This window comes from Alistipes senegalensis JC50 (genome assembly GCF_025145645.1).
Taxonomy (GTDB): domain Bacteria; phylum Bacteroidota; class Bacteroidia; order Bacteroidales; family Rikenellaceae; genus Alistipes; species Alistipes senegalensis.
Window position 1 is genome coordinate 1,635,135 of the sequence record NZ_CP102252.1, and the last position, 24,735, is coordinate 1,659,869.

The 24,735-nt window shown below is 54.9% G+C and carries 20 protein-coding genes and 2 pseudogenes; 12 read left to right on the forward strand and 10 right to left on the reverse strand.

Translation table 11 applies throughout. The features are described from left to right. The gene (locus tag NQ519_RS06500; RefSeq protein ID WP_026076771.1) at positions 1-471 is read left to right on the forward strand and encodes an ExbD/TolR family protein; all 471 of its coding nucleotides are present in this window, start codon (positions 1-3) and stop codon (positions 469-471) included. Positions 472-522: 51 nt separating this feature from the next. Here the strand turns inward: NQ519_RS06500 and NQ519_RS06505 are convergent, their stop codons facing one another. Continuing rightward, positions 523-1,122 (reverse strand): ribonuclease HII, encoded by a 600-nt coding sequence (locus NQ519_RS06505; RefSeq protein WP_019151973.1) that lies wholly within the window; start codon positions 1,120-1,122, stop codon positions 523-525. 64 nt (positions 1,123-1,186) lie between these two features. On the opposite strand from NQ519_RS06505, the gene NQ519_RS06510 reads away from it, so the two are divergent. From NQ519_RS06510 to NQ519_RS06550, 9 genes and pseudogenes are all read left to right on the forward strand, one after another. After that, positions 1,187-2,200, forward strand: a complete 1,014-nt coding sequence (locus NQ519_RS06510) for a hypothetical protein (RefSeq protein ID WP_019151972.1) — start codon at positions 1,187-1,189, stop codon at positions 2,198-2,200. 148 nt (positions 2,201-2,348) lie between these two features. Continuing rightward, a complete protein-coding gene (locus tag NQ519_RS06515; protein WP_026076770.1) occupies positions 2,349-3,275 on the forward strand; it encodes an AraC family transcriptional regulator in 927 nt (308 codons plus the stop codon). A 625-nt stretch (positions 3,276-3,900) separates the two neighbouring features. After that, positions 3,901-4,782 (forward strand): lipoyl synthase, encoded by an 882-nt coding sequence (gene lipA, locus NQ519_RS06520; protein WP_019151970.1) that lies wholly within the window; start codon positions 3,901-3,903, stop codon positions 4,780-4,782. 2 nt (positions 4,783-4,784) lie between these two features. Next, a complete protein-coding gene (lipB, locus tag NQ519_RS06525; RefSeq protein WP_019151969.1) occupies positions 4,785-5,495 on the forward strand; it encodes a lipoyl(octanoyl) transferase LipB in 711 nt (236 codons plus the stop codon). A 159-nt stretch (positions 5,496-5,654) separates the two neighbouring features. After that, on the forward strand, positions 5,655-7,421 hold the full coding sequence (recJ, locus tag NQ519_RS06530) for a single-stranded-DNA-specific exonuclease RecJ (RefSeq protein ID WP_026076769.1): 1,767 nt from the start codon (positions 5,655-5,657) through the stop codon (positions 7,419-7,421). Positions 7,422-7,778: 357 nt separating this feature from the next. Beyond that, a pseudogene (locus NQ519_RS06535) lies at positions 7,779-8,307 on the forward strand (transposase family protein); the annotation flags it as partial. Between the two features lie 119 nt (positions 8,308-8,426). After that, on the forward strand, positions 8,427-8,798 hold the full coding sequence (locus NQ519_RS06540) for a DUF4372 domain-containing protein (RefSeq protein ID WP_015546452.1): 372 nt from the start codon (positions 8,427-8,429) through the stop codon (positions 8,796-8,798). 243 nt (positions 8,799-9,041) lie between these two features. Next, positions 9,042-9,893 (forward strand): metal ABC transporter solute-binding protein, Zn/Mn family, encoded by an 852-nt coding sequence (locus tag NQ519_RS06545; protein ID WP_026318415.1) that lies wholly within the window; start codon positions 9,042-9,044, stop codon positions 9,891-9,893. Next, a complete protein-coding gene (locus tag NQ519_RS06550) occupies positions 9,890-10,669 on the forward strand; it encodes a metal ABC transporter ATP-binding protein (RefSeq protein ID WP_227901002.1) in 780 nt (259 codons plus the stop codon). Before NQ519_RS06545 ends, NQ519_RS06550 begins: the two co-directional genes overlap by 4 nt. Positions 10,670-10,732: 63 nt before the next feature. Here the strand turns inward: NQ519_RS06550 and NQ519_RS06555 are convergent, their stop codons facing one another. The 7 genes and pseudogenes from NQ519_RS06555 to NQ519_RS16195 form a co-directional block, all read right to left on the reverse strand. Then, the gene (locus NQ519_RS06555; RefSeq protein WP_227901001.1) at positions 10,733-13,522 is read right to left on the reverse strand and encodes a fimbrial protein; all 2,790 of its coding nucleotides are present in this window, start codon (positions 13,520-13,522) and stop codon (positions 10,733-10,735) included. 5 nt (positions 13,523-13,527) lie between these two features. Then, positions 13,528-14,553: a fimbrillin family protein gene (locus NQ519_RS06560; RefSeq protein ID WP_015546455.1), complete on the reverse strand. Its 1,026-nt coding sequence runs from the start codon at positions 14,551-14,553 to the stop codon at positions 13,528-13,530. Between the two features lie 115 nt (positions 14,554-14,668). Next, complete coding sequence (locus tag NQ519_RS06565; protein WP_019151965.1) at positions 14,669-15,751, reverse strand: fimbrillin family protein; 1,083 nt, start codon at positions 15,749-15,751, stop codon at positions 14,669-14,671. Between the two features lie 44 nt (positions 15,752-15,795). Then, the gene (locus NQ519_RS06570; protein WP_019151964.1) at positions 15,796-16,785 is read right to left on the reverse strand and encodes a DUF5119 domain-containing protein; all 990 of its coding nucleotides are present in this window, start codon (positions 16,783-16,785) and stop codon (positions 15,796-15,798) included. Continuing rightward, positions 16,782-17,876: a DUF3575 domain-containing protein gene (locus NQ519_RS06575; protein ID WP_227901000.1), complete on the reverse strand. Its 1,095-nt coding sequence runs from the start codon at positions 17,874-17,876 to the stop codon at positions 16,782-16,784. Before NQ519_RS06575 ends, NQ519_RS06570 begins: the two co-directional genes overlap by 4 nt. 1,271 nt (positions 17,877-19,147) lie before the next feature. After that, on the reverse strand, positions 19,148-20,353 hold the full coding sequence (locus NQ519_RS06580) for a site-specific integrase (protein ID WP_026076766.1): 1,206 nt from the start codon (positions 20,351-20,353) through the stop codon (positions 19,148-19,150). A 100-nt stretch (positions 20,354-20,453) separates the two neighbouring features. Next, positions 20,454-20,863, reverse strand: a pseudogene (locus NQ519_RS16195) (plasmid mobilization protein). A 455-nt stretch (positions 20,864-21,318) separates the two neighbouring features. Here NQ519_RS16195 and NQ519_RS06595 point away from each other — a divergent pair. Then, positions 21,319-21,816: a DUF3408 domain-containing protein gene (locus tag NQ519_RS06595; protein ID WP_014774946.1), complete on the forward strand. Its 498-nt coding sequence runs from the start codon at positions 21,319-21,321 to the stop codon at positions 21,814-21,816. Positions 21,817-22,112: 296 nt separating this feature from the next. On the opposite strand, the gene NQ519_RS06600 is transcribed toward NQ519_RS06595, so the two are convergent. Beyond that, on the reverse strand, positions 22,113-23,342 hold the full coding sequence (locus NQ519_RS06600) for a site-specific integrase (RefSeq protein ID WP_227900999.1): 1,230 nt from the start codon (positions 23,340-23,342) through the stop codon (positions 22,113-22,115). A gap of 297 nt (positions 23,343-23,639) precedes the next feature. Then, the gene (locus tag NQ519_RS06605) at positions 23,640-24,191 is read right to left on the reverse strand and encodes an RNA polymerase sigma-70 factor (RefSeq protein ID WP_019151960.1); all 552 of its coding nucleotides are present in this window, start codon (positions 24,189-24,191) and stop codon (positions 23,640-23,642) included. Between the two features lie 187 nt (positions 24,192-24,378). Here NQ519_RS06605 and NQ519_RS06610 point away from each other — a divergent pair, with 187 nt between their 5' ends. Next, a complete protein-coding gene (locus tag NQ519_RS06610; RefSeq protein WP_019151959.1) occupies positions 24,379-24,726 on the forward strand; it encodes a BACON domain-containing protein in 348 nt (115 codons plus the stop codon). The last annotated feature ends 9 nt before the right edge of the window (positions 24,727-24,735 follow it).

Sequence of the window (24,735 nt, forward strand, 5' to 3'; positions counted from 1 at the left end):
ATGGCAGTAATGAAAAAGAAGGGCAACAAAGGTCTGCCCCCTATCTCGACCGCATCGCTTCCTGACGTGATCTTCATGATCCTCTTCTTCTTCATGGTCTCGACGACCATGCGCGATCAGGAACTGCTGGTGAGATACAAACTTCCGGAGGCCACCGAGGTGCAGAAGCTCGAGAAGAAATCGCTCGTCAGCTTCATTCACATCGGCCCCCCGTCGATGACGATGCAGGCAAAGTTCGGTACCGCGCCGCGCATCCAGTTGAACGACTCCTACAAATCGACCCGGGATATTCTGGACTTCGTCGCCGCAGAGCGCGATAAGCTCAGCGAAGCCGACCGTGCCTCGATGACCATCTGCCTGAAGGCCGACCAGGCCACGAAGATGGGTATCGTGACCGACGTGAAGCAGGAGCTTCGCCGGGCCAACGCCCTGAAAATATCCTATGCGGCCTCCAAGTCGCTGGGATACTGATCCGGGGAATTCATTTGAAAAAGAGCAGGCTTCGGGCCTGCTCTTTTCGTTTCAGAAGGGGAATTCCAGCTGGTCGATCTCGTGGTTGAACGTCAGCCGGTGATGGGGCGTAAGGCCGTATTCGCGGATCGCCAGCCGGTGTTCGCGCGTCGGGTAGCCCTTGTTTTTCATCCAGCCGTATTGGGGAAACTCCTCCGCCAGACGCATCATATACTCGTCGCGGTGGGTCTTGGCAAGAACCGACGCGGCGGCGATGTCGGCATATTTGCCGTCGCCCTTGACAATGCAACGGTAAGGGATTTCGAGCCGCGTGCGGAACCGGTTGCCGTCGATAGCCAGGAATTCCGGCCCGGGATCGAGCCGCGCCGCGGCCAGCGACATCCCCTCGAACGAGGCGTTCAGAATGTTGATCTCGTCGATCCGGGCCGCTGAAACCGCCTCGACGGCCCATGCCACAGCCTCGCGCTCGATGATCGCCCGCAGCTTGTCGCGGTTGCGCTCGGTCATCTGCTTCGAATCGTTGAGCAGCGGATCGTGAAAATCCGGCGGAAGGATCACCGCCGCCGCAAACACCGGCCCGGCCAGACACCCCCGCCCGGCCTCGTCGCACCCGGCCTCCCGGAGCTCGTATTGATACTGGTTTTCCAACATAGAAGCAAAGTTAGAAAATATTCCGGCTTTTTTCGCTAATTTTGCAGCGAGGAAAATTCCCGTTATGAAATTCGACATCGCCCGGCAGCCGCTCGTTCCGGCTTTTCTGACTCTCGCCGCACTCGCCTATGCCGCGATGCGGGGAGCGGCGGAATACGGCCTCGACCCGGCGTTGCTGAACGGCGCCGCGGCGATTCATCCCGCAACCGCGGTGTCCCCCGAAGCTGCGCTGCTCCAATTCCAGGCGTCGCATCCCGTATGGGCCTGCTGGATCGCGGGCCTGCTGATCCTCTTCACGGGCATGTGCGCCGGCCGGATGACCATTCGCTACAACCTCTATTCGGTCGGCACCTGCCTCGCCATCCCGCTCTACGGCGCCATCGTCTGCGGACTCGCCGTCGGGAGCGACTACCTGCCGGCGTTCACTGCCGCGGCCCTGCTGGCGCTCTCGGTCAAGAATTTCGCCCGTTCGTTCTGCAACGGATACGGCTTCGACGCCATCTTCCGGGCGTCGCTCTACCTCGGACTGCTGCCGTTCGTCAGCACCGCCGCACTGCCGCTGCTGCTGATACTGCCACCGGCCGTCCTGCTCTTCCGGCGCACGCTGCGCGAAGCCGTCGTCGCCGTCGCGGGAGTGCTCCTCCCGGCCTTTACGATCTGCTACATCAACTGGGGCGCCGGAGGAGAGTTCCTGGCCCCGCTCATGGCCCTGGGCGACCCGTTCATCACCGGAAAGCCCTTCGCGCTCCTCTCGGCAGTACCTCTCCGGAACCTCGTCCTGCTGGGCGGCATTTTCGTCCTCGATCTGTTGGCGCTGCTCTTTTTCCTCTCGGACATCTACGCCGTCGGGACCAAATCCCGGACGATACTTATATATAATATAAGTGTCCTCGTCCTGACCGCCGCCGTGCTGTGCGGACCCGCCGCAACCCCGGGCGCCGCGGCCTTCGCAGCCCTGCCGTCAGCCGTGCTATTACCCTTCATGTTCGTACGAATCCACCGGGGTGTCGCCCTGCTTCTTTACCTGCTATTGCTCGCCTCTGCCGTAGCCGAAGCCGTCTTGCAATATTCTATTTAGTTTAGAACATAGCACAAAACGTCCTATTTGGGCATAAATGCCCAAATGTGCTATTTTATATAGTAGATTAAAAAGTATTAATTGTATATTTGAGAACGAACATGAGTGACGCAACGCTTTGTTCAGAAAAACTTAAATTACAATTAGTATGAAGAATTCATTGACTTCATCGGTACAACAGCCGATGATCGTGAAGTACGTAGAGACGCTTCACAACGGAATCCAATCGCAAGTCCTTTCGCGTTATGCCATCGGGTACATCCTCCGCGGCACGAAGTACATCTATGACGGCGATAAGCGCCAGACACTTTCGCGCGGCGACGTGTTTTACCTGGGCATCGGACACCACTACATCGAGAACTTCCCCGAAGGAGGCCAGCCGTTCGAGCAGGTGCTCTTTTATTACACGCCGGCCGACCTGCAACGCATCCTCATGCACCTGAACATCACCTACGGACTGAACATTTCGAACGAACATTCGTGCGAAAACTGCCGCAACCGGTCGCATGTGGCCATGCCCGCCTGGAACTCGCTGCGCAACTTTTTCATCAACACCAACAACTATCTGCGCGACGAGGACTTCCGCCACGACGAGACGGCCGAGAACATCAAGATGACCGAATTGATCTACCTGCTCGCCTCGCACGAGGATTGCTGCATCAAGAGCAAGCTGCTCAGCAACGTCGATTCCGCCAAGGAGAACTTCGAGCAGATCATTTACGACCATATCTTCAAGGACATCTCGATCGAAGAGCTCTCGAAGCTCACCAACCGTTCGCTGACATCGTTCAAGAAGGAATTCCGCCGTCATTTCCAGATGCCGCCTCACAAGTGGTACATCCGCCAGCGGCTCATGCACTCGCGTCTGCTGCTCATCTCCACGTCGAAATCCATCTCGGAAATCGGCAACGAATGCACCTTCCCCAACACCTCGCATTTCATCAAACTCTTCAAGAAGGAGTACCAGATGACGCCCGCCACGTACCGCCACCGCCATATTTCGTCGCTGACATCCGAGCCACAGCCGGCGTTGCAGGAGGCTCCGGAGGCCGTGGAAATGCGCGAGGCGCTTTAATCAAAAACTTATGAATTCGGAGGTATCTTAAAAATTTTAATTATAAACTATAAACAAAAGGAGGTCAGGTTTTAGAAAAATGTTACAAAACATTTGGTTTTTCGTAAATTTCGATTTACCTTTGTGTAACAAACGTGGGATTCTCCCACTCTCATTAACCTAACTAACCTAACCAGAGAGGTCCGATACCGGCAGGTGTCCGACCTCTTTTCTATTTGGTGGAAGGGGATAAGTACAAAAAACGCCTCTCAGACGGCAGGCGCAGAACCGGATGGGTAGCGAGGAAACATTACTTCCGCGGCCTAAAACCCGGCTTTTAGCCGGGCGGGCGCAGAACCCAGATCATTAGCGACGAAACAGCGCGTTCGCACCCTAAAACCCGGCTTTTAGCCGGGCGGGCGCAGATCCGGACGGGCAGCGACGGAACATTGCCTGCGCACCCTAAAACCCGCCTCTCAGGCGGGCGGGCGCAGAACCGGATGGGCAGCGAGGAAACATTACTTCCGCACCCTAAAACCCTGCTCTTAGCCGGGCGGGCGCAGATCCGGAACAATAATTGGCATCATCACGGGGTTTTTCAATTATTTTTCTTATTTTTGCATCAATTGGAAAATAATGATCTTAAATGCCGAAGTTTTATGACAAGGTAGACGTACTGAAAAAACCCGGATGGTTGAAGATCCGTCTCCACCGCACCCCCGAATGGTCCGAGGTGCGGCACATCGTCGAGAAGCACAATCTGCACACGATTTGCAGCAGCGGCATGTGCCCCAATCAGGCCGAGTGCTGGAGCCGGAGAACCGCGACCTTCATGATTCTGGGAGACATCTGTACCCGGGGCTGCCGCTTCTGCGCGACCAAAACCGGACATCCCCTTGCTCCCGACGCCGAAGAGCCCCGAAAGGTGGCCGAAAGCGTCGCCCTGATGAAACTGAGGTATGTCGTCGTAACCTCCGTGACACGCGACGACCTCCCCGACGGCGGAGCCCGGCATTGGGCCGCAACCGTGGAGGCCATCCGGTCGCAGAACAGCGACGCCGTAATTGAGCTCCTTATTCCCGATTTGGACGCACGGCCCGACCTTTTGGACGTGGTCATCGCGTCGAAGCCCGGTATCATCGGGCACAACATCGAAACCGTCGAGCGACTGACCCCCGTGGTGCGCTCCAGAGCCAAGTACCGTACGAGCCTGGAGACCCTGCGGTACCTGAGCGATCAGGGCGTCGTGACGAAGAGCGGACTGATGGTCGGACTTGGCGAGAGCGATGATGAAGTTTTACAAACCCTGCACGACCTGCGCGACGCGGGCGTGCGGATCGTGACACTCGGTCAGTACCTCCGTCCCACTCTGGAGCATTACCCCGTTGCGGCGTATATCACTCCCGAAAAATTCGAATGGTACAGACTCCGGGCGCTGGAAATGGGTTTCAGCTACTGCGCGAGCGCGCCGCTGGTCCGCTCGTCGTACATGGCTGAGGAAGCCCTGCAAAGCGTAAAAAGTTTGTAGCGATGGAAGTCTCCTGCCGGGACCTCGGAACGATGGACTACAAGGAGTGCTGGGATTTGCAGCAGTCTTTGTTCGACGCGTCGGTCGCCCGGAAAAGTGCGGGTTCGAGCCCTGTTCCGGGCATCGGAAACAACCCGGACGATGCGGGCACGATCCTGCTGGTGGAGCATCCGCCGGTCTACACGCTGGGCAAAAGCGGGCACGCCGAAAACCTGCTCGTGGCCCGCGAAGCGCTCGAAGCGATGGGCGCACGGTTCTTTCACATCGACCGCGGCGGCGACATCACCTTCCACGGCCCCGGGCAGCTGGTCTGCTATCCGATCCTCGATCTGGAGCGCATCGGCATCGGGCTGAGGGAGTACATCGACACGCTGGAAGAGGCGGTGATCCGCACGGTGGCCGAATACGGCATCGCGGCGGGACGCATCGCAGGGGCCTCGGGGGTCTGGATCGACCCCGAGGGCAGGCGTCCGCGCAAGATCTGCGCAATAGGCGTGCGTTCTTCGCGTTTTATTACCATGCACGGGTTCGCGCTGAACGTCTCGACCGACCTCGAATGGTTCACGCGCATCAACCCCTGCGGGTTTACCGACCGGGGCGTCACGTCGATTGCATCGGAAACGGGATTGCGGCCATCGATGCAGGAGGTGAAGCGCACGGTTGTCAGGAAACTGGCCGCGGCATTGCGCTGCGAAATTGCGGCGGACCTCTGAGCCGCGCAACCGGGCATCGCCTCCAAAAGCCGGCTTTTAGCCGGTCAACATTTGCAAACGCTGCCGAAGCGACAACAGCGGCAGAGAGTGCCGAAACGATATAAAGACGTAATAACGGTAATTAGAAAGTAATGTTAAAATATATAAATAATAATTCGTATGCCTATAGAAAAACGCTGGGTAGTAAAGCCGCAAGGCGACCCCGCGACGGTAGCCATGTTGGCTGCCGCTCTGCGGATCTCGCCCGTGCTGGCCAACCTGCTCGTACAAAGAGGCATAGACAATGTAGAAAAGGCGGAGAAGTTCTTTAAGCCGAGCCTCGCCGACCTGCACGATCCTTTCCTGATGAAGGACATGGACCGGGCGGTCGAGCGGGTCGAACGGGCCGTTGCGAACAATGAGAAGATCATGGTTTACGGCGACTACGACGTGGACGGCTGCACGGCCGTCGCGCTGGTTTACAAGTTCCTGCGCCAGATCGGGCACAAAAACCTGATGTTCTACATCCCCGACCGTTATACCGAAGGTTACGGTATCTCGATCAAAGGCATCGACCTCGCAGCCCGCAAGGGCGTGGGGCTCATCATCGCCCTGGACTGCGGCATCAAAGCCACGGAAAAGATTGTCTATGCGAAAACGAAAGGCGTGGATTTCATCATCTGCGACCATCACCTCCCGGCCGAGGAGATTCCCAAGGCCGTAGCCGTTCTGGACCCCAAGCGGGTCGATTGCTCCTACCCGTTCGACGAACTGTCGGGCTGCGGCGTGGGATTCAAGCTCGTGCAAGCCTATGCACAGAAAAACGCCATCCCCTTCGAGCAGATCGTGCCGCTGCTGGACCTGCTGGTCGTGTCGATCGCCTCGGACATCGTGCCGCTGGTGGGCGAGAACCGTATTCTGGCCTATTTCGGGCTGAAATACCTCAACCGCGAGCCGTCGAAAGGGCTGCTGTCGATCATCAAGATCTGCGGACTGGACAAGCACAGCATCACCATCGACGACATCGTCTTCAAGATCGGGCCGCGCATCAACGCCGCCGGCCGGATGCGGATGGACGAGAACGACGAGAACGCCTCGCCCTCAGGCGGACACGCCGCCGTGGAGCTGTTAATCGAGGGCAACGAGTCGATCGCCGAGGAGTTCGGCAGCGTGATCGACGCCTACAACCAAGACCGCAAGTCGATCGACCGCTCCGTCACGCAGGAGGCGCACGATTTCATCGAGCGCAACCCCGCCATGAAGGCTCTGAAAAGCACGGTGATCTACAACCCGCGCTGGATGAAGGGCATCGTGGGGATCGTGGCGTCGCGCCTGATCGAGACCTACTACCGCCCGACGGTGGTGCTGACGATGAGCAACGGCTATGTGACCGGCTCGGCGCGTTCGGTGCCGGGATTCGACCTCTATCAGGCCGTCGAGTCGTGCTCGGACCTGCTGGAGAACTTCGGCGGACACATGTACGCCGCAGGGCTCACGATGCGTCCGGAAAACGTCGGGGAGTTCACCCGGCGGTTCAACGCCTTTGTCGAGGAGAACATCGACCCGCAGATGCTCGTTCCGCAGGTGGACATCGACAGCGAACTGCTCTTCTCGGACATCACGCCGGCGTTCCGCAAGGACCTGAACCGCTTCCAGCCCTTCGGGCCGGGCAACACGGCGCCGGTATTCGCCACGTACGGGGTCAGCAACCACGGCGACGCGAAGCTCGTCGGCATGGAGTGCGAACACCTGCGCATGGATCTGATGCAGCGTCAGAAGCCCAACACGAAGATTCAGGCCATCGCCTTCCAGCAGCCCACGCACTACGAATGGGTGCGCTCGGGGCGTCCGATCGACGTTTGCTACCAGATCGTCGAGAACCACTACCGGGGCACGGTGACCACCCAGCTCCGCGTCAAGGACATCAAACCGATCCTGAACCGGTAATTCGCGCCGGAAACGAAAAAAGGGCGGACCTTGCAAGGTGTGGGATTATAATGATGTAACGACTTGATTTATCGGGTCGTTACATTTTTGTATAGGATAATAGGTAACGAAAAGGCAACGGTTTATTTTCAGTTAATTGCACGAAAATACCGCATTTCAAATAACCTACTGCAAGATACGAAAAATTTTCCGACCGGGCAAATTTCGGGACAGCCTTTACCAATGTCAAGTTCCGGAGTGATTTGCTCCGGTATCTGATAAAAAGTTTTGGTTCAAACATAGTTAAGTTTGTTTCTCCGTAGTTCTTTGAGTAAAATTATATAAACCCGTTGGCGGAATTAAAATTACAAAAGATTTATGCATAAAAAGTTATGCATAATACTAATTATTAACACATTAATGGTTTCCGATCAATTAATAGCTAATTCATATATGCACAACCTATATGCAATATTCGCAAAATTTCGCGACATCTGCAAGCAGTTTGCAGGGAACTTGATCAACGAAGAATATACCTCGATGTGGTGTCGTTCCCAGATTTTCCGACTTGGAAGTGGTTGCTCTCAATATGGCTTCTGAATCCATTGGTATTGACAGCGAATCCCTTTTATTCGTTAAACTGAGAGAATATAAATCTGAGATTCCTCATTTAATATCTCGTCAGTAATACAATGGCAGACGAAAGTTCACGGCTTCTCTTTGTGCTGCCATTCGAGAAAAGATGGCAGCAGCTATTGATGGTGGTGAAGACTACTTCTGTATAGATTCAAAACCGATAGAAATCTGTCGTCCTGCCTGTGCCAAGCGATGTTCCATGGGCAAAAATGAAATAGAAAAAGCTCCTTCGTTTGGATATTGTGCATCACAAGGAGTTTATTACTACGGTTCATTAGTGTCCACTAAAAAATCATAAGAGTTCTTTGAAATTATTGAAATTCAAATTGTTATAGCAGATTTTGAGGCGCAACGATTTGAAATTACTTTTGCAGTCTGAATCAGGCTGTTATGAATAAAGACAAATATGTTTTCGCCCAATTAGTCGGCTTCCTGGACAATTTTAAGTTCCTCCGCATTGTAAAGAAGTATGAAGGCGACAAGTATATAAAGAGTTATACTTGTTGGAATCAACTACTTACGATGATGTTCGGACAGCTGTCAAATCGAGAGAGCCTGCGGGATCTCATTGTTGCGATGGAAGCGCATGCCGGAAAACTTTATCACCTCGGCATCGGCAAATCCGTGACCAGAAGCAATCTTAACAAGGCTAACGAGCAGCGCAACTACCGCATATTCGAGGAGTTCGCGACCGACAGTAGTGATGCCAAAGAACAAAAAAATAACATTACCTTTACGGAACGATTTCGGGATTTGCCGTGATCCCAAAATCGTCCCGAATACAACCTCTGACACAGTTTATTTTACGATCCCATCAAGTTGAAGAATTCTTGCACATTCCGCTCCGATTTAGGGCAGACACATTCCTCGAACTTCATTCCGTCATTGAGACTGCCAAGAAGCACAACCATACTTCTTTTAGTGCCATTCAAGCCTTGTTTGAGGTCTGAAACCTTGACATGCACCTACCGCTGAATAGTTACTAAAAAACATTGATTATCAATCATGCGTAAAATTGCGACATATCTGTCAGCAATCATGCTGCTGACGGCCTGCATAACGAATAACCGGCAGAATAACAGAATTTTATACGTTTCGATACAACCGCTGCAAAGTCTTGTGGACAGCATTGTCGGCGGAGATTTCGAAGTCGAAGTACTCGTGCCCGCCGGAGCCAGTCCCGAGACGTTCGAACCTACGCCCAGACAATTTGTGGAGCTAAACGAAGCGCAACTTATTTTCAATGTGGGACTTATCGACTTCGAAACCTCGCTGTTGGGCAAAATCGAACAACAGGAGAAAGTCATCGACCTGAGCCGCGGAATCGACCTGATCGAAGGCTCTTGTTCGCACAGCAGCCACGGACACAATCATACGCACGGTGTCGATCCCCATGTCTGGACCTCCCCGAAGGCGTTGCAGAAGATGGCGGCAAACGCTTTCGAAGCCATTCGCAAAGCCTATCCCGATTCGGTGAAATACGAAACCAATTATAACCGGTTGCAGAAAGAGTTACAAGCATTGGACGCTCGCACGGCGGAGAAAATCGCACGGAGCGGCATCGAATATTTCATCGTCTACCACCCCGCCCTCACCTATTATGCCCGCGACTACGGGCTGCGGCAAGTCGCCATCGAAGCAGACGGTAAGGAGCCATCGGCCAGGCAGTTGACGGCGATCATCCGGCAAGCCCGGGAGGATGGAGTCCGCCGGATATTCTACCAAAAGCAATTCCCGGCATCGACCGTGGAGGTCATAGCCCGAGACATCGACGCCGAATACGTGGCGATTGATCCGCTGGACCGGGACGCCATAGCGAACATCGACACGATAACCGACTTAATCACCGCAAAATGAATCTGGTAACGATGCGCGACGTAAGCGTCGCATACGACGGATACGAAGCCATTCAACATGTCGATCTGGAAATCGGCGACGACGATTTCCTGGGTGTCATAGGTCCCAACGGCGGCGGAAAGACGACGCTCGTGAAAGCCATACTCGGAACCGTGCCCCATACGGGCGAAATATGTTTGGCGCCGGAGTTGTTCCGGGGCAAGGAGCGGCTGATCGGCTATATGCCGCAGTTGTCGGATTTCGACCGGGAGTTTCCGATCTCGGTGCTCGAAGTCGTGCTGTCGGGATTGCAGGGCCGCCGCGGGTTCCGCTCCCCCTACACCCGGGAGGACCGCGAAAAGGCGATGGCGCTGCTGGCCTCGTCGGGGATTGCCGAAACGGCCCGCCAGCCGATCGGAGAGGTGTCGGGCGGCCAGATGCAGCGGGCGCTGCTGGCCCGGGCCGTGATCTCGGACCCGAAGCTGCTGATTCTGGACGAACCCGCGAATTTCGTGGACAACAAGTTCGAGAAAGAGCTTTACCGCACGCTGCACGAACTGAATACGCACATGGCAATCGTCATGGTGTCGCACGACATCGGCACGATTACGAGTGTCGTGAAAGAGATCGTCTGCGTCAACCGCCGCGTGCACCGTCACCGTTCGAACGTGCTGACCGAAGAGCAGCTGCGCAACTACGACTGCCCTATTCAGCTCGTTTCGCACGGCCACATTCCCCACACCGTGCTGGAGCACCACCCGGGGGACGGATGCTGCAACCACGATTCTGTCCGATAACGACCACCGCGACAATGGTCATACAGCCGGGCGCATTAGGGCGGAGAATGCCTCCCTGCGGCGTTATTCGTTTATATCTTTCACGCAGCGCACGCCACCCGAATTGCCTGTACCGGTCAACAAATACAGTACGCCGTTATTCTGGCTAACGGAAAATCCGGGGCGGCTCGAGTCGAACTGGAAGCGGGTGCGCGAAAAATGGTTGTTGAGTGTCCAGTTTCCGTCATTGCCGATTCGGGAGTGCATCAGCGCCAATTCCCGCTGGTTGGGGATACGGTATCCTGCCGGACACGGGGAGTTGCCTGCGCTTGCCGCGCTCCTCAGCGACTCCCAATTATATCCATGGCCTCCGGATGGCGTGTTTAGAACTTCGAATATCCTCCAAGGTTTGTTAGCCGCCTCGCGTTCGTGGTGCTCGGGCAGTTCGGCGGTCTGGAAATAGCCGCGGATGGATTGCTGATCGATTCGGGCAAGCGAGATCCTGCGGGTCGTCGCATCGTAGGTAACCAGATCGTCGGGCATAACGGTTTCGGCCGCCGTGCGCGGAACTCCCAGATTGCGGACACAACGATAATAGACAGGAGTAGTCATCACACCGGTTTGATAATTCTGGGAGAGTCTTCCGGTCGAAGAGCCTTCGGAAGACCACAGGATTGTGGGATCGTCGTAAGTATTACCTGATGTACCCGATTTGCCGAGGACCGTACTGCTGACGAAATACTGCTCCTGCCCCTGAGCCCAGGTCGTTTTCCGATAGAGCCGGGCCCGCGGGTCGAAGCTCCATTCGCCGATCCATAGATCGGTCAGCTGGTTGATGGACGCCAGATACCATTGCACCTCGCTCTCGTCGATCGTGCCGTCGCCGTCGTTGTCGCGGTTCATCCGCAGACACTTGTATTTGGCAGCCTCGTAATCAGACTTCATGGTCCAGGTCGACGTCGTGACGTAATCGCTCCAGCGTTTGGTCGTACTGCCGGCAAGCCACATCCGGAGCGAGTTCGCACGTCCGTTGTTCGGGTCGTTGTATGTCGGGTTGGAAACGGTGTTTCCCGTTTTTTCGAAACTGACCGGTGTTTCGTCCTGCATCATCTGCGTGCCCCAGGCGGTGAAATTATCTTCGTCCATAGAGTTGTACATGGTCTGGATCGAGGACTGGCGGATCGAATAGATGGCGTTGGTCTTCGTGCTCTGGCGATCGGGGCTGTACGCCAGATTCGAAAGGATGTTCATGACCCGCGCCTGCTGGTTGACGAATTTCTTCCACAAGCCGTTCACGGCCGTTTCCGAAGGATCGGTCGGGCTCGTCTCGTAATAATATTCGTCGACGAATGCCGTGAAGCGCATGTAGTCGCTACTGTCGAACAGGTGGTCGGAGCCCCCGCTTCCGCTGGTACGGTAACGCTCCTTGCAGGCCTGAAGGATATTCACCAGCTGGTCGACATACAGCAGTTTGTCCGTCCCGTTCGCCACGTCAGTCATATAGGTGTCCAGCGAGACCGTCCCCGTGTAGACCGCATCGTCGCCCGGATAGGCGCGGAAATCGGTGCTACTGTAGAAGTTGCTGCTGTTCTTGCTGTTGATCCGGAACTTTATCCACTTGTAGTCGGCCGGATGTTCGCCGGCGGCGCCCCGCGAGAAGGGGGTGTTGACGTCCCAGGTCATGGTCTCGTCCACGTTGCTCTGGTGGAAACTCAGGGTGAACACCTCGTTGTACGCGTCCAGCTCCTTGATCTGCAGCGCCATCACGACATCGCCCTCGGCTCCGGGACGCCGTTCGTCCTCCGCCGTGCCTTTACTCGAATCGACTTCGATGATGATTTTATCCACCGATACTATTTTCACGTTGTAGGTGTAGTAAGTGTTGCGGAGCAAGTTGTAGTCGTCGACGCCTTCCACGCCTCCGAGATGGACCGTATAGACCACATCGGCCGATATTTCCACGCCCGACGACGCGTCCTTGTAGCGTATGTCACCCCGCAACTGGACGCAGGTTCCGGTCTTCGGCGCATAGGTATAGTCGCCGTTGGCGACCTCGATTCCCGCGCCGGTCGGGGTCTTGTCTTGTTTCTCGCGCAGCGCATACTGCTCCTCATAGGTGCCCGCCGTGACGGGAATCTCGGCCCGGGGCGTCAGGACGCTCTCCAGCGAATAGAAGGCGAAGGTCTTGCCGTCCTCCTCGAAATGGGCCCACTCCGTATCGAAGCACTCCGCGGGGTCGGTGCACAGGTCGGTGCGCGAAGCCATCATCCCCGCCTTGCGTGGAACCGACACGACGCGCCAGTCGTCGGAAGTGAAGGTGACGCCCGAAGCCTCGGTGACGCGGAAGCGGATTTTGGAGTCGACGCGTGTCAGCGGCACGGTAACCTGAACGGGCCCGTCGGCCGTGACAGTGACATTCTCGGCGACGCCCGTCATCAGGAAGTTGGTGCCCCGTTCGATGAACTTGCCCCGGATGTTCACCACGCACGAATCCAACGCCGCACGCGAGGCGATGCCGTCGAGCATCTCGCGGGTAATGTCGACGACCGTATTGTCCGTATTGGCAATGGCGGCCACGCTTTTCCCCGTGCCGCACGTCAGGCCGCCGATGGTTCCGGTCCAGCTCGATGCGCTCAGGCTGGAGATATAGTTGCGGCAATCGACCGACCCGTCCGGGTTGAATATGAAGATGTAGAGGTTGTTGATCCGCTGTTCGTCGGCATCGGCCGACACGGCGCGGGTCTTCACGTCGTTCTGCGAAGAGGCGACGCTCAGCGTCAGCGAGGCAAACTCGCCATGCGTTCCGGGCAATTCATCCTTCGAGCACGCCGCGACGGCCAGACATATCCAAACTATATGGAATAATCGTTTCATAATCGTCAATCGAAATCGGGGACATCAATGGTTTCCTGGTTCCAGTCCTGCACCACACAGGTCAGCGCCATCTCGCCGAACGGGGTGAACTTCAGTCTGAAAACATATCGCTTGCTGGCTTCGATGCTGCCGGAGACGACGAAATCGCCGATATTCCGAACTATTGCAGATTCCCGCGTCACGCCGTTCGACGTGTAGCGGACCGTGACGGTGAGCAGGTCGTCGTCATCGATCTGTTGCGGCCAAAGCATCGCGCAGCCCGTTGCGGAGGAGACCGGCTGGTAGACGGGATAGACGGCAACCAGCGAATTGCCCTGCAACGTGCCGTCCGCCTCCGAGAGCGCGTACTCCCTGTCGGCGGCGTCCGTCGCTAAGGTCTGCGTGATGGCGTCCGGCAGTTCGTGGTGGCAGGTGGCCTTATGCAGGAACTTTCCGAGACGGATTCCGGTTATGCGTATCGACTGTCCCTCGGAGAGCGTGCCGTCGACGCTGGCTTCGAAGACCACGGCCGCCAACGCATGGCGGAATGTCAGCGGCACCCTGCCGCCCTCTTTCGTCCGGTCGAGGGCCGGGGCGCTCAGCAGCAGGTCGCGGTGATCCGCCACGGCGTCGGGAACGGCATAGGTGACGCGCGGAGCGCCTGTCCCGCATGAGACGGAGACCGCCGCATCGGTGTCATACGGAGCATAGGCGAAGAAGCTGACCTTTCCCTGGGGCCAGTATTTCGTCGGAGAATAGGTCCAGTCCCCTCCGGCGGGGCGTGTCACCCGGACATTGTACATGTAATCGGGCTTCGAAGCGGCGGCATCGTAGCTGCCCTGGGGCGAATAGTAGGCGAAAACCCCGAAGTCGGCAAAGTTGCCGTCGTCGGTCTGTACGCCTTTCGTCCATGGAACGGCCGAATCCCCTATCCGGTCGTCGAACCGGATGGCGTCGTCCGCGGGTTGCAGGGCTTCATCCCCTCCCCTGCCGCACGATATAAGAGTCGTCAGGCTGAAAACCGCCCAAAGCCAATATCTTCGTGTTTCCATATCCGTAACTTGTAAATCGTATCGGACCGCCGGGCGGTCCGGTTTGTACTCCGGGAGGGACATTCAACCCTCCCGGAATTTCGTGAGGCCGGCGCATGCGTGCGGCCAGAGCGTCTTAGATCTCCATGGCTGCGTTGGAATCCTCCCAATCCACTACCGACGTCTCGAACAGGATAGGTTCGAGGTTGCCGGTGACGGTCAGCGTATAGGTAATGCGCTTGTTCATCTTCCAGATCTCTTCCTCCTCCGTATCGCCGGTAACTTTCTTGCTGCTGAACGGAACCGTGTAGTCGGCATACGTGTCGGCCGAACCGAACAGATACTGGGGGGTTGCGTTATTATCCTTGTAATAGATCTTGCAGGAAATCGTAAGGGTGCCGCCGGTCATGTCTCCGTCACCGGTTTTTGCGGCGAACTCCTGCGGAAGCAGTATCAGTGCCTTGTCCGCATCATAGAGATTTTTTGCTTCCGCATTGGTGATTTCCTTGGTCTCGGGGAAAACTGCCGTATATTCGGTCAGGTTGCCTTCAGTAATGCTCCAGCTGGCAGCGCCGGCGGCCGAGAGGGTGAAGGTGCCCTTCGACTCGAGGTTTCTCAGCTTGATGCCGTTCTCCTTCACGTCGATGAAGACACCGTCGCCCTTGGCCTTGGCCTTGAAACGCACCTGCGTCATCGCGTGTTTGAACTGGAGGGGAACCTTCACGGCCGGACTTGCCTTGGCGACATTCAGCGCCGAGGCGTACATGAGATCCACCTGGCCGGCATCGTCGGCAGGAACGGTATAGTCCGTCATGATCATTCCGTCGCCCTTCGTATATGCAACCGGAATCGCAACGCCGTTCTTGGTGTAGGGCGCATAGGCGTAAAAACTGAGGGTTTCTCCCTGGGTCGGCCAGTAGCGGATGTCGCTCGTGTTCTTGTAGTCCCATTTCGTGCCGTCGGAAACGATCTCGGTGCCGGCATCGGCCTTGCCCATGTAGGGGCTGTCCGAGGTGCTGATAAAGGCCGTTACGCCGAAGACGTTGCCCGATGCGGCGAACTCGGGGTTGTTGTCGAACGGATTGCCGCGGGTGATGTTCGAATAGGTGTTGAAGCCGATAGCGTTGCCGGCATTGGTCAGGGCGGAGTCGACCACGCTTTCCTTTGCGCAGCCGGCCAGTGCGAAGGCCGCCAGAGCGATGAGAACAGATCTTTTCATTTTTTTCTTTTTTTTATGGTGTTTGTAAAATCATGTTTCGTCGGTTACATCGGGATGTCGACATCGATGTCCTCCCATTCCTCCAGGTCGGGGTCGAAGGCGCCGTCGCCGTTGCCGATCACCTCGGGAAGTTCGATCTCCACCTCGATATGGATGATCTTGTGCGTCGCGCCCTGCGTCACGCGGATGGCATCGGTGACATCGAGCGAGACGGGATGTTTTTCGCCGTTGAGCAGCACGAACTCCATCTCCATCAGGTAGCGCACGCCCGTCTCATCGTGCAGGCCGAACGTCGCCAGCTGTCTGGTGATGGTGCCGTTGCGCGGGTCTTCCGCATCGAAGCAGCGGTTGTTCAGCACGAACTCGTGGCAGACCTGCAGCGAATGCGGCTTGTCCGAATCGAGGTAATAGCCGCCCGAAAGATTCTTCAGGTGGGTGCGGGGCGCCCCCGCGGCATATTTGAGCCCCTTGACATGCACCCTGATGTCGGCCACCGAGATGATGCGGGTCGGAGCAGTCTGATAGACTGCCGCCGGGGCGGGTTCCATGCCGTGGGGTTTGGTCCGGAAATATTCGATCATCTTGCGGGTCACCTCGATATTTCGGACTACGCTTCCGGCCACCGTGTCGGGCTCCCCGATGAAGGATTCCGCTCGGGTGCCGCCGCCGAGCGACGTGAAGTTGGGGGACACCGCCCTGCCCATCAGGGCGAAGGTCTCCAGCCGGTCGGTTCCCGCGCTTTCGATATTCCTGTATTCATCCAGCGTATTGTTCAGCACGACAACACTATAGGAGCCTTCGGGCAGTGAGAGGTCCACTTTCCGGGAGTCGTTGCTCCGGACCACGTCGAAAGCCGCGCCGTTGCGGTCGAACACGAATGCCGAAACGCCGTTGGGCGTCAGCCGCGCCGGAGTCCAGTCGGCCTCGATACGGACGGTGGCGCGGTCGACGGTGGCATAATAAAGGTCGTCGCGCCAGCAGGAGGAGAGCGCCAGAACGCCTGCAAGAGCCGATATAATCAGTATGTTTTTCATTTTGCAACCTCCTTTTTTCTGTAATGCAACAGCCATACCAGCGAAATCCGCGCCCTCGTAGGACCGATCCAGTTCAGCCGACGGGTCTCCCACGGGTAACGGACGACCTTGATGTCGCCGTACTTCGTGTCGCGCACTCGGTCGTAGGCCTCATAGTTCGAACGCAGGTAACCGACTCCCAACGTGTATTCCATACGCAGGCTGCGGCTGCGTCCGATGCGGTGCGCATAGCCCAGGCTCAGCCCGGCATCGAAGAAGTCGCCCTGGGAACCGTCGTCGTTGAAGACCTGAAAGTCGAATTTTCCGCCGCCGCCGTACAAGCCGAGGTGCCAGCCCGTCATGACATCTCGTTTGGCGCGATCGCCCAGCCAATATCTTATTTCGCCATGTCCTGCCAGAAGCTGCATCGTCAGGTCCGACTTGTTGCTCCGCCACCACGGGAACATCCACTCCCCGGCAACGGACCAGCGTTTGCCCATCGGGACTTCGAGCTCGACGTTGAGCGCCGAGGCCAGGTCGAAGAGCAGGTTGCTCTTCACGGCCAGCAGGGGCTTGCGGACGAACGTCGGTTCCATGGCCGGCGACTCCGGAACGGGTTGCGGAGCCGGCATCTGCACGGTGTCTGGTTCTACGACCGGTCCGGGTTCTGACTCGGGTTCCGGCTCGACCGTCGGTTCGGGCGCATGGGGAACCGACTGGAACACGATGATGCAGGTTGCGCCGGCCCGCAGATAACGCAGATGGTTGTTTACGATGTGCCGCCATGCCGCACCGTCGCCCACCTGTTTTAGCCGCCACTCTTTGGTCGCGGAGTCAACGTCCGAATTGATGATCTCCAGAACTCGCGCCCGATGGGGACATCGGTCGTCATCGGCAATCCGTTGGGCCAGTCCCGCCCAATCTTCGCCGATAGAACATATCTGCACCTTCTCTCGCACGATGTCGGGATGCTTCCAATACACATAGGTGCGCGTAGCCCGAGCCCGTTCTTCCGCGAGTTTGATGTTGCGTTCCAACATGCCCTCGGGTGATGCCGACGCGATGATGACAATGGAATCGAGATTATCCCTGACTTCCGGTCTGTTAAGCATGGTGTCGAGTTTGGCGAGCGACTCCTCGTTTGTCAGATACTTCTTTTCGAGCAGAGACCGGTCGAAACGGAAATACAGACGAATGATCGCGCTCGTATCCCTCCGCAGGGATAAATCGGATACGGCATGTTGCGCATGGCTGTCATTCAGACAACAAACGCACGCCAGCATCAATAAGAATATCTTCCGTCGCAACTCCATTGGACCTGTTTCGATAAAGTTTCTAAAAATTCCAATCCATCTCTGCCTTTGAGTTTTTCCTCCGCTCTCTTTTCGCTTTTGTAGGCCCGCATGACGAACCAGCGGGCTGTTTCCGATTCCTTCCGTATTGGGCGAGACGATATCTATACATGTTTATACTTGTTTTTCAATCAATCAGGGCGCATACCCGTAGTTCATGCCAATAGGTGTATTAATATGTATTACAATCGTTTATATCACCCCTCCCGGAATATCAATCATCTATTCCGTAAATCTGTAAACAGATATTCTGCTCGTTTTACGCTCTTTCTCTCCGCAAGAGAAAGAGCGATGGATATAATAGGTTGTAACTATCTGGTAAACAAACGGAAATCACACTCAACGGGCGGTTTATTTATATAACATTGTTGGATAAAAACCTTTCGGCGAGTTCAGCAGCCGAAAATTTCATCCGTTTTATACCGTTATTTCCATTAAATTACATAACTTTGTGTTTGTCAATATTTCTCTTGCGGAGAGAAGCAGTCTGTTTCACAACATTTTATCTTTCTACTCTCCCTATCAATCAATCGAAATCATCCATCGGAAATGTCTCTCTGCTCCATTTTTACCGGTTGCAGGCCGTTTGCGATTTCCTTGGGCGGATTCCGTCTGCCGATACATCTCTTCATGAGAGAAATAGCGAAATGATTAGCGTTTATTCCCAGCGCCCTACGCACGAAAGCCTCCGAATCAGTTCAACAAATTCTCCTGATTGCTTAACATTTCGAATTGAAATGACCGGGATAATTTTATTTTTCACCGAATTCTGTTGCCGTATTTCATATTTTTCATAACTTTGCGGCAGTGAGATATTTCTCTCATGAAGAGAAGTTGCATCTATCGGTCAATCCGTTAAATGCTATTTCGAGGATTTAGCCGTCGTTTATTTCTTCAATTATCACTACCGAACCACCGATTCCTTCCGGAGAGAGATTTTCCGGTGGATTGATCCGTCGGAAAAAATATCTCTTTCAAGAATAAGCCTTGAAAGAGATTTCCGAATAGAGGCTGATAAGGACCTTGTGCGGTTACAATGCTTTCAGAATTCGGCTGTTCGCCTTGTCCACAGCCGATGTGTCCAAAGAGGCGAGATAGATCCGCGTGGTCTTCTCCGAATCATGTCCCATCGCCTCGCTGATGATCGCGAGCGGAATGTTCCTGTCCTTGGCGATGGAAGCCCACCCGTGGCGGGCGACATAGCTGGTCAAGGGTATGTCCAGTCCCAACTGCTCGCCTAATTTTTTCAATTTGTCATTGACCAGATGCGCCGCATTCTTGTACTGCCGGCGAGCGTCGGCATGCATGTCCCGAATTACCGGCAGCAGATAAGGAGTGGCGTTCGTATCATATTTATCGACGATCTCCTGCATGGGTTTTTCCCATTTGACGAACAACTGCTGTCCCGTTTTCTGCCTGCGGTAAGAGAGTATGCCGTTTTGCAGATCTTTCTTCTTCAGGTAAGCCATGTCGATGAACGACATTCCCCGGGTGTAGAATGAGAACATGAAAATGTCGCGGGCGAAATCCATCGCCGGAAACAGTGCCAAATCCATATCCCGGATCTGGCGGATGACTTTCAGGGGTACCGCCCGCTTAACAGTTTTGCCAATGCCCGTGTAGACATACTTGAACGGATCGCGCTGCACGGTCATTTTCTTCTCAACGGCCCGGTTATAAATGGCTCGCAGTCCCCGCATATAGTAAGAGGAGGTATTCGGGCATACGCCCCTCGATTTGAGATAAGTCTCGTATTCGATCATCAGGTCGGAGTCCATCTCATCCCAAGACACCTCGGTATTCCTGCGGAAACGCCCGAAGCTGTTCAAGACGGTCGTGTAGCGTTCGCCCGTGCGGATTTTCCCGATCTGTCTCAACTGCCCGACAAGACTCCGGGCGAAAGAGAGAAAGCCTCCGGTATCCGAAGGCGTAAGATAGCGTGCGACCACATCCCCGGCCGTATAACTTTCGCCCGTATGTTCCAACCGGGCGATAATGCGCTCCAGGCGGGCGGTGTCTTCCACGATCCGGCTTTTCAATGCGACAAGGTAAGCGTGTCGGGGTCCTTTGCAATCCGGCCGGAGCAATCCTGCACGCAGAGCGGCCCATTCCGACGGTAACAGTTTATGACCGCTGTTGATCTGTCGGGTTACACGGTTATGGATGATCTGATAATACAGTCGGCCTTCACGATCCGCAACGGACGAGGCCCGGAATTTTACTTTTACGCTTGCCATACGTTTATTGTTGTTAAAGTTGCCGGGCCAAGGTAACGAGCAAGCGTACAATTCTATATTTGATTCCGATAACGCTGTCGGTCGGACGATGCTCCCGATCTTATATTCGCAACCATTCCTTAGCCTGTTTTACGAGGTTCAGAATCTCGATACTGAGGGCTTTCAACTCGCGGGTCCGTTGCTCCAATGCGGCGATCTGATGCGGGATAGCAACGTTGGAAAAGTGCGAATTGACAGCCTTTACAATCTGGTTGTAGTTGTTCGCAAGTTTCTGAAACTGGAAATAAAAGTCGTTCAGTCGGGCGATAAACGCGTCTTTGACGGGTCGCGTTTGATGACGACGAACTCTTCGGCGAAGATGCGTTTGACGATAAACCGACTGCGGTTATGCTCAAGTCCGGCTTTGCAGAGCAACTCGTTGAAGCGGATGTTTTGCTCTTCATTGAGCCGGAAGGAGTATTTATAACTCGGAGTTCGAAATTGTTGTGTGTGTTTTCGGTCGGTATTCATAATATCGGTTAAAAAGGCGTTCGACTTGGGAGAACGCCCGGCCTCGCAGAGCGGGCACCTTTCGTATGCCGAAAAAATTTTCGGCATACGAAGGTACAGCTCGCTCCCATCTGGCGATGGGAAAAAGCCGCGCCGGAGAACTGCTATCGAAAGTTTGAAAACTCCTCCGCTACGGCTTCCGGGACTGGGGCTGTTCCCGGTGCAATATTACAACCGTCCGGTACGAAAAAAAAGCCCGCCGAACGGACTGGAGCGGTCGTGAGCGGACATCGGAATCGAGGTATTTCTGTCGGTTGTATCTTGCAGCATGAAAGGCAAGTTTTCTTATTCCGTTCATTATCCCGATATAAACTGTATTAAACAGAAAACGGTATTTTGAATGGTTTAAAACATAAAACCAAACACACGAGCTTTATGACCGTATAACGAATATTCAATCTCAAAAACATTGTACCATGGATTCATTAAAAGAAACTGACAAACCTGCAACAAACCTTCCGAAGCATCCCCGTATCGAAGTCGATGAGGAGTTGATGCGTCAGATGATCGCCGGACAAGCTCCTTTGGACTCGAAAGTCGTCCGTAGGATTCCCGAGCCGGAAGAGGAAAATACGGACGCTCCCGAGGGAAACACATCGGCACCAACTGCTGAAAAAACAAATGTCGACACCCAAACGACTACTGTAAAGGAGCCTGCTGGATTCCGACGGAAAAAGATCATACTGCCGGATTTCGAACGCACCTTCTTCGCTCCGGTAGATTGCCGTAACCGCTCGGCGATTTATGTCAGTGCGCAAACCAAGCGCAAAGTGTCGGAAATCCTCCACCTGTTGGGGAATGAAAGCACAAGGCTTACGGCTTTGGTCGACAATATGCTGCGCTTTGTCATGGACATTTATAGCGACGAGCTGAATTATCTCCATGAAAAGAAAAATAAAAGACGGCCGTTTTGAAAAAGCAGAGGAATTTCGACGGCAGATCACAGGACGGGATGAAATCCGCCGATCGCGGCTGAACATCAGAACCGGATCGTCAGGAGCCGCAGAATGTCGCCTTTTCCGACGGTAGCGACCAGCAAAACGCCGGGGATGGAAATATGCAAGGCTCGCCCCTCGGGCGATTCGCATGGCCTTGCATATTTCCATCTCTGACGATAAATTCCCTGCCGGCGGGAAAACTTACATCGAAAATTACCCTGCTATTGACGAAGTAAGATCGGGAATCGAATTAGCTGTAAGATAGGAGGCCATTACCGTGCGACCTTGAAGACGCTGCTGAGTTTCTCGCTTAATGCCGCCATATCCCGGCCGATCTTGTCGTTAGTGATGCGCGCATAGATTTGAGTCGTGGTGATCCGTTTGTGCCCCAGCATCTTGCTGACCGTTTCCAGAGGTACGCCTTGCGAGAGCGTGACCGTCGTGGCGAAGGTATGACGCGCCATATGGATCGTGGGGTTGAACGACAGACCGGCATGTCTGGCAACATGCCTCAGCGACATGTTCAGCGTCTTATGGGTACCTTTGAGCGGGAAGACCCGGTCGCCCGAGAGGTGCATATCCTTATAACGCTCGTAGAGCATTCCGGCAACGGGAAGAAGTTTGACACGGAACTGCGTACCTGTTTTCTGACGCCTGTCGATAATCCAGCGCTCCCCGTTATCGTCCGTATGGATGTCCGCGTGGGTGAGTTTCACCACGTCCGCATGGCTCAGGCCCGTGAAAGCACAGAAGACGAAGGCATCCCGGTTGATACCCGTTCGGTAATTGGGGAGCCTGACATCTATCACGGCTTGTAACTCCGAAGCCGAAAGGTAACGGCGTTCTGAGTATTCCGGCCTCACGTAGAAACCTGCGAAAGGATCGGCGGCAATCCAGCCGTTCTTATACGCCGTGTAGGTCATCAGCTTCAATTTCTTGAGCGTAGAATGGATCGTCCCGGAACGCATCCCTTGTACCGAGGAGAGGTAGACCACGAACTTTTCGATAAAGTCCCGCTTCAATTCTTTGAAAGGAATATCCTTGACATGATATTCGTATTCGAGGAAGGAGGCCAGACGGCGGCGGCGTTTGCAGTAGTCCTCATAGCTGGAATAGGCCCGGTCTTTGCCCACGCGTTTGAGAAACCCTGCGAGGTATTCGTCGAAGGTCTGTAACAGCAGGCGGCAGTCGTCACCCATACCGAGGAAAGCGTTGCGAACCTTTTCGGCCGTAACGTATGAATCACGGTCGCAGAGACGTTGGTACTGCTTGCCGATATTGGTCTTGATATTTTCCAGCTTCTCGTTGATGCGCTGCGATTCGAGGCTTTTGCCGGAGGCTTTGTTCGCTTTGGCATCCCAGAGGGAAGAACGGACGGAGAGTTTGCAGCTGAACTGCGACATCGTACCGTTGATCGTAATACGGCCCATAATGGGAACCTGACCGTGTTTTTCCGACTGCCTTTTCACATAGAAAAGGACTTTGAAAGTGCTGCGTTGCATAATAACTTGAACTTTGTGGATGGGTTAAACGTTTAGTCAAGTTATTTGTTATGCGGTAATTCGATGCAACACACTGAAAACAACTGTCTTAAATGCAAATTAAAGCATTTCGGGCAGGTAACGGATAAGTAACGAAACTCACCGTTAAACCTGCCCGATTCTGCTATTTTATTGCTTCGGGCACATGCGGAAAAGAGAATTAAATACTTATAAACAAGACATTTACTCTTTTCTGCATATTCCGTTACCTACAAATACCGAACCCTTGCGAGGGTCCGCCCTTTCCGTTTCGGCAGGCTATATGAAAAACGCCATCGCCGAGAGCAGTTTGCGCAACTCGGCCAGCGCACCCGAAATGTGATACTGCACGGTCTTGGGACTGATGTTGAGCGCCTCGGCAATATCGTTGTAGGACATGTTCTCGTAACGGCTCATGCAGAAAACCCGCCGCCGCTGCTCGGGCATGTTGCGGACGGCCAGGTCGATCATCTCCAACAGATCGGCCGTTGACACGCGGTCGTCGGTCTGAGGCGCGGCGGGACTCTCCGCGGCCCCAGCCTCAGCCTGGTATTTATACTCCACCTGCCGGTGCTTGTAGGCATTGAAGACGGCGTTGCGCGTCATGCGGAACAGATAGCCGCGGAACGACAGGATGTTCCCGAGCCCCCGGCGCTGCTCCCAGATTTTCAGGAAAATATCATGCGTGACATCTTCGGCGTCGGTCCGGTCCTTGAGCAGCCGGAAGGCGAAATCGCGGACCTTGGAGGCATAACGCAGGTAAAGGATGTCCAGCGCTTCGGAATCCCCGTCACGGAGTTTTTTCAGGATGATATGTTCGTCGCAATCCATAATCGGTCAGTGCAAATATAGATTTTAAGCGAACAAATTAAAAATCTTTCGCCCTTTTTTCACGACTTTTTAACAGACCGGCGGAAATATAAAAAAAATTGTACGAACTGACTGGCCATCGCCGCCGGTAAATTGTCTTATCTATGGAACCGGCTCCTAAAACAACCTTTTAACCTGAAAAACTAAAATGAAAAAACAGCTACTATTCATTGCGGTCCTGTTATGCGCATGTCTGGCGGGCGGTTGCAAGGACGACGATCCGTCGGCCCCCGACAGTCTCTACATGCACAGCACGTCGGGCACGGTGGAAGCCGCTGCCGGCACGCAGTCCGTGACGATCTACACCACCTGCGGCTGGAAGGCCACAGGCGACGACTGGATCACGGTCGAACCCCTTTCGGGAGGCGAGAAGGGCATTTTCGCCGTCCACCTCGGCTTCGGAGCCAACGACACGGGCGCACCGCGCACCGGCCGGGTCGTCTTCGAGGCCGGAACCTATTCGGAAACCTACACCCTGACGCAGAAAGCGCAATAAACCGCAGCC

Coding starts and splice junctions, on each gene's coding strand:
- NQ519_RS06610 (WP_019151959.1), top strand. CDS start 24,379: ATGAAAAAACAGCTACTATTCATTGCGGTCCTGTTATGCGCATGTCTG.
- NQ519_RS06595 (WP_014774946.1), top strand. CDS start 21,319: ATGGATTCATTAAAAGAAACTGACAAACCTGCAACAAACCTTCCGAAG.
- NQ519_RS06570 (WP_019151964.1), bottom strand. CDS start 16,785: ATGAAAAACATACTGATTATATCGGCTCTTGCAGGCGTTCTGGCGCTC.
- NQ519_RS06600 (WP_227900999.1), bottom strand. CDS start 23,342: ATGCAACGCAGCACTTTCAAAGTCCTTTTCTATGTGAAAAGGCAGTCG.
- NQ519_RS06540 (WP_015546452.1), top strand. CDS start 8,427: ATGAATAAAGACAAATATGTTTTCGCCCAATTAGTCGGCTTCCTGGAC.
- recJ (WP_026076769.1), top strand. CDS start 5,655: ATGCCTATAGAAAAACGCTGGGTAGTAAAGCCGCAAGGCGACCCCGCG.
- NQ519_RS06580 (WP_026076766.1), bottom strand. CDS start 20,353: ATGGCAAGCGTAAAAGTAAAATTCCGGGCCTCGTCCGTTGCGGATCGT.
- lipB (WP_019151969.1), top strand. CDS start 4,785: ATGGAAGTCTCCTGCCGGGACCTCGGAACGATGGACTACAAGGAGTGC.
- NQ519_RS06545 (WP_026318415.1), top strand. CDS start 9,042: ATGCGTAAAATTGCGACATATCTGTCAGCAATCATGCTGCTGACGGCC.
- NQ519_RS06605 (WP_019151960.1), bottom strand. CDS start 24,191: ATGGATTGCGACGAACATATCATCCTGAAAAAACTCCGTGACGGGGAT.
- NQ519_RS06565 (WP_019151965.1), bottom strand. CDS start 15,751: ATGAAAAGATCTGTTCTCATCGCTCTGGCGGCCTTCGCACTGGCCGGC.
- NQ519_RS06555 (WP_227901001.1), bottom strand. CDS start 13,522: ATGAAACGATTATTCCATATAGTTTGGATATGTCTGGCCGTCGCGGCG.
- NQ519_RS06505 (WP_019151973.1), bottom strand. CDS start 1,122: ATGTTGGAAAACCAGTATCAATACGAGCTCCGGGAGGCCGGGTGCGAC.
- NQ519_RS06560 (WP_015546455.1), bottom strand. CDS start 14,553: ATGGAAACACGAAGATATTGGCTTTGGGCGGTTTTCAGCCTGACGACT.
- lipA (WP_019151970.1), top strand. CDS start 3,901: ATGCCGAAGTTTTATGACAAGGTAGACGTACTGAAAAAACCCGGATGG.
- NQ519_RS06550 (WP_227901002.1), top strand. CDS start 9,890: ATGAATCTGGTAACGATGCGCGACGTAAGCGTCGCATACGACGGATAC.
- NQ519_RS06515 (WP_026076770.1), top strand. CDS start 2,349: ATGAAGAATTCATTGACTTCATCGGTACAACAGCCGATGATCGTGAAG.
- NQ519_RS06575 (WP_227901000.1), bottom strand. CDS start 17,876: ATGCTTAACAGACCGGAAGTCAGGGATAATCTCGATTCCATTGTCATC.
- NQ519_RS06500 (WP_026076771.1), top strand. CDS start 1: ATGGCAGTAATGAAAAAGAAGGGCAACAAAGGTCTGCCCCCTATCTCG.
- NQ519_RS06510 (WP_019151972.1), top strand. CDS start 1,187: ATGAAATTCGACATCGCCCGGCAGCCGCTCGTTCCGGCTTTTCTGACT.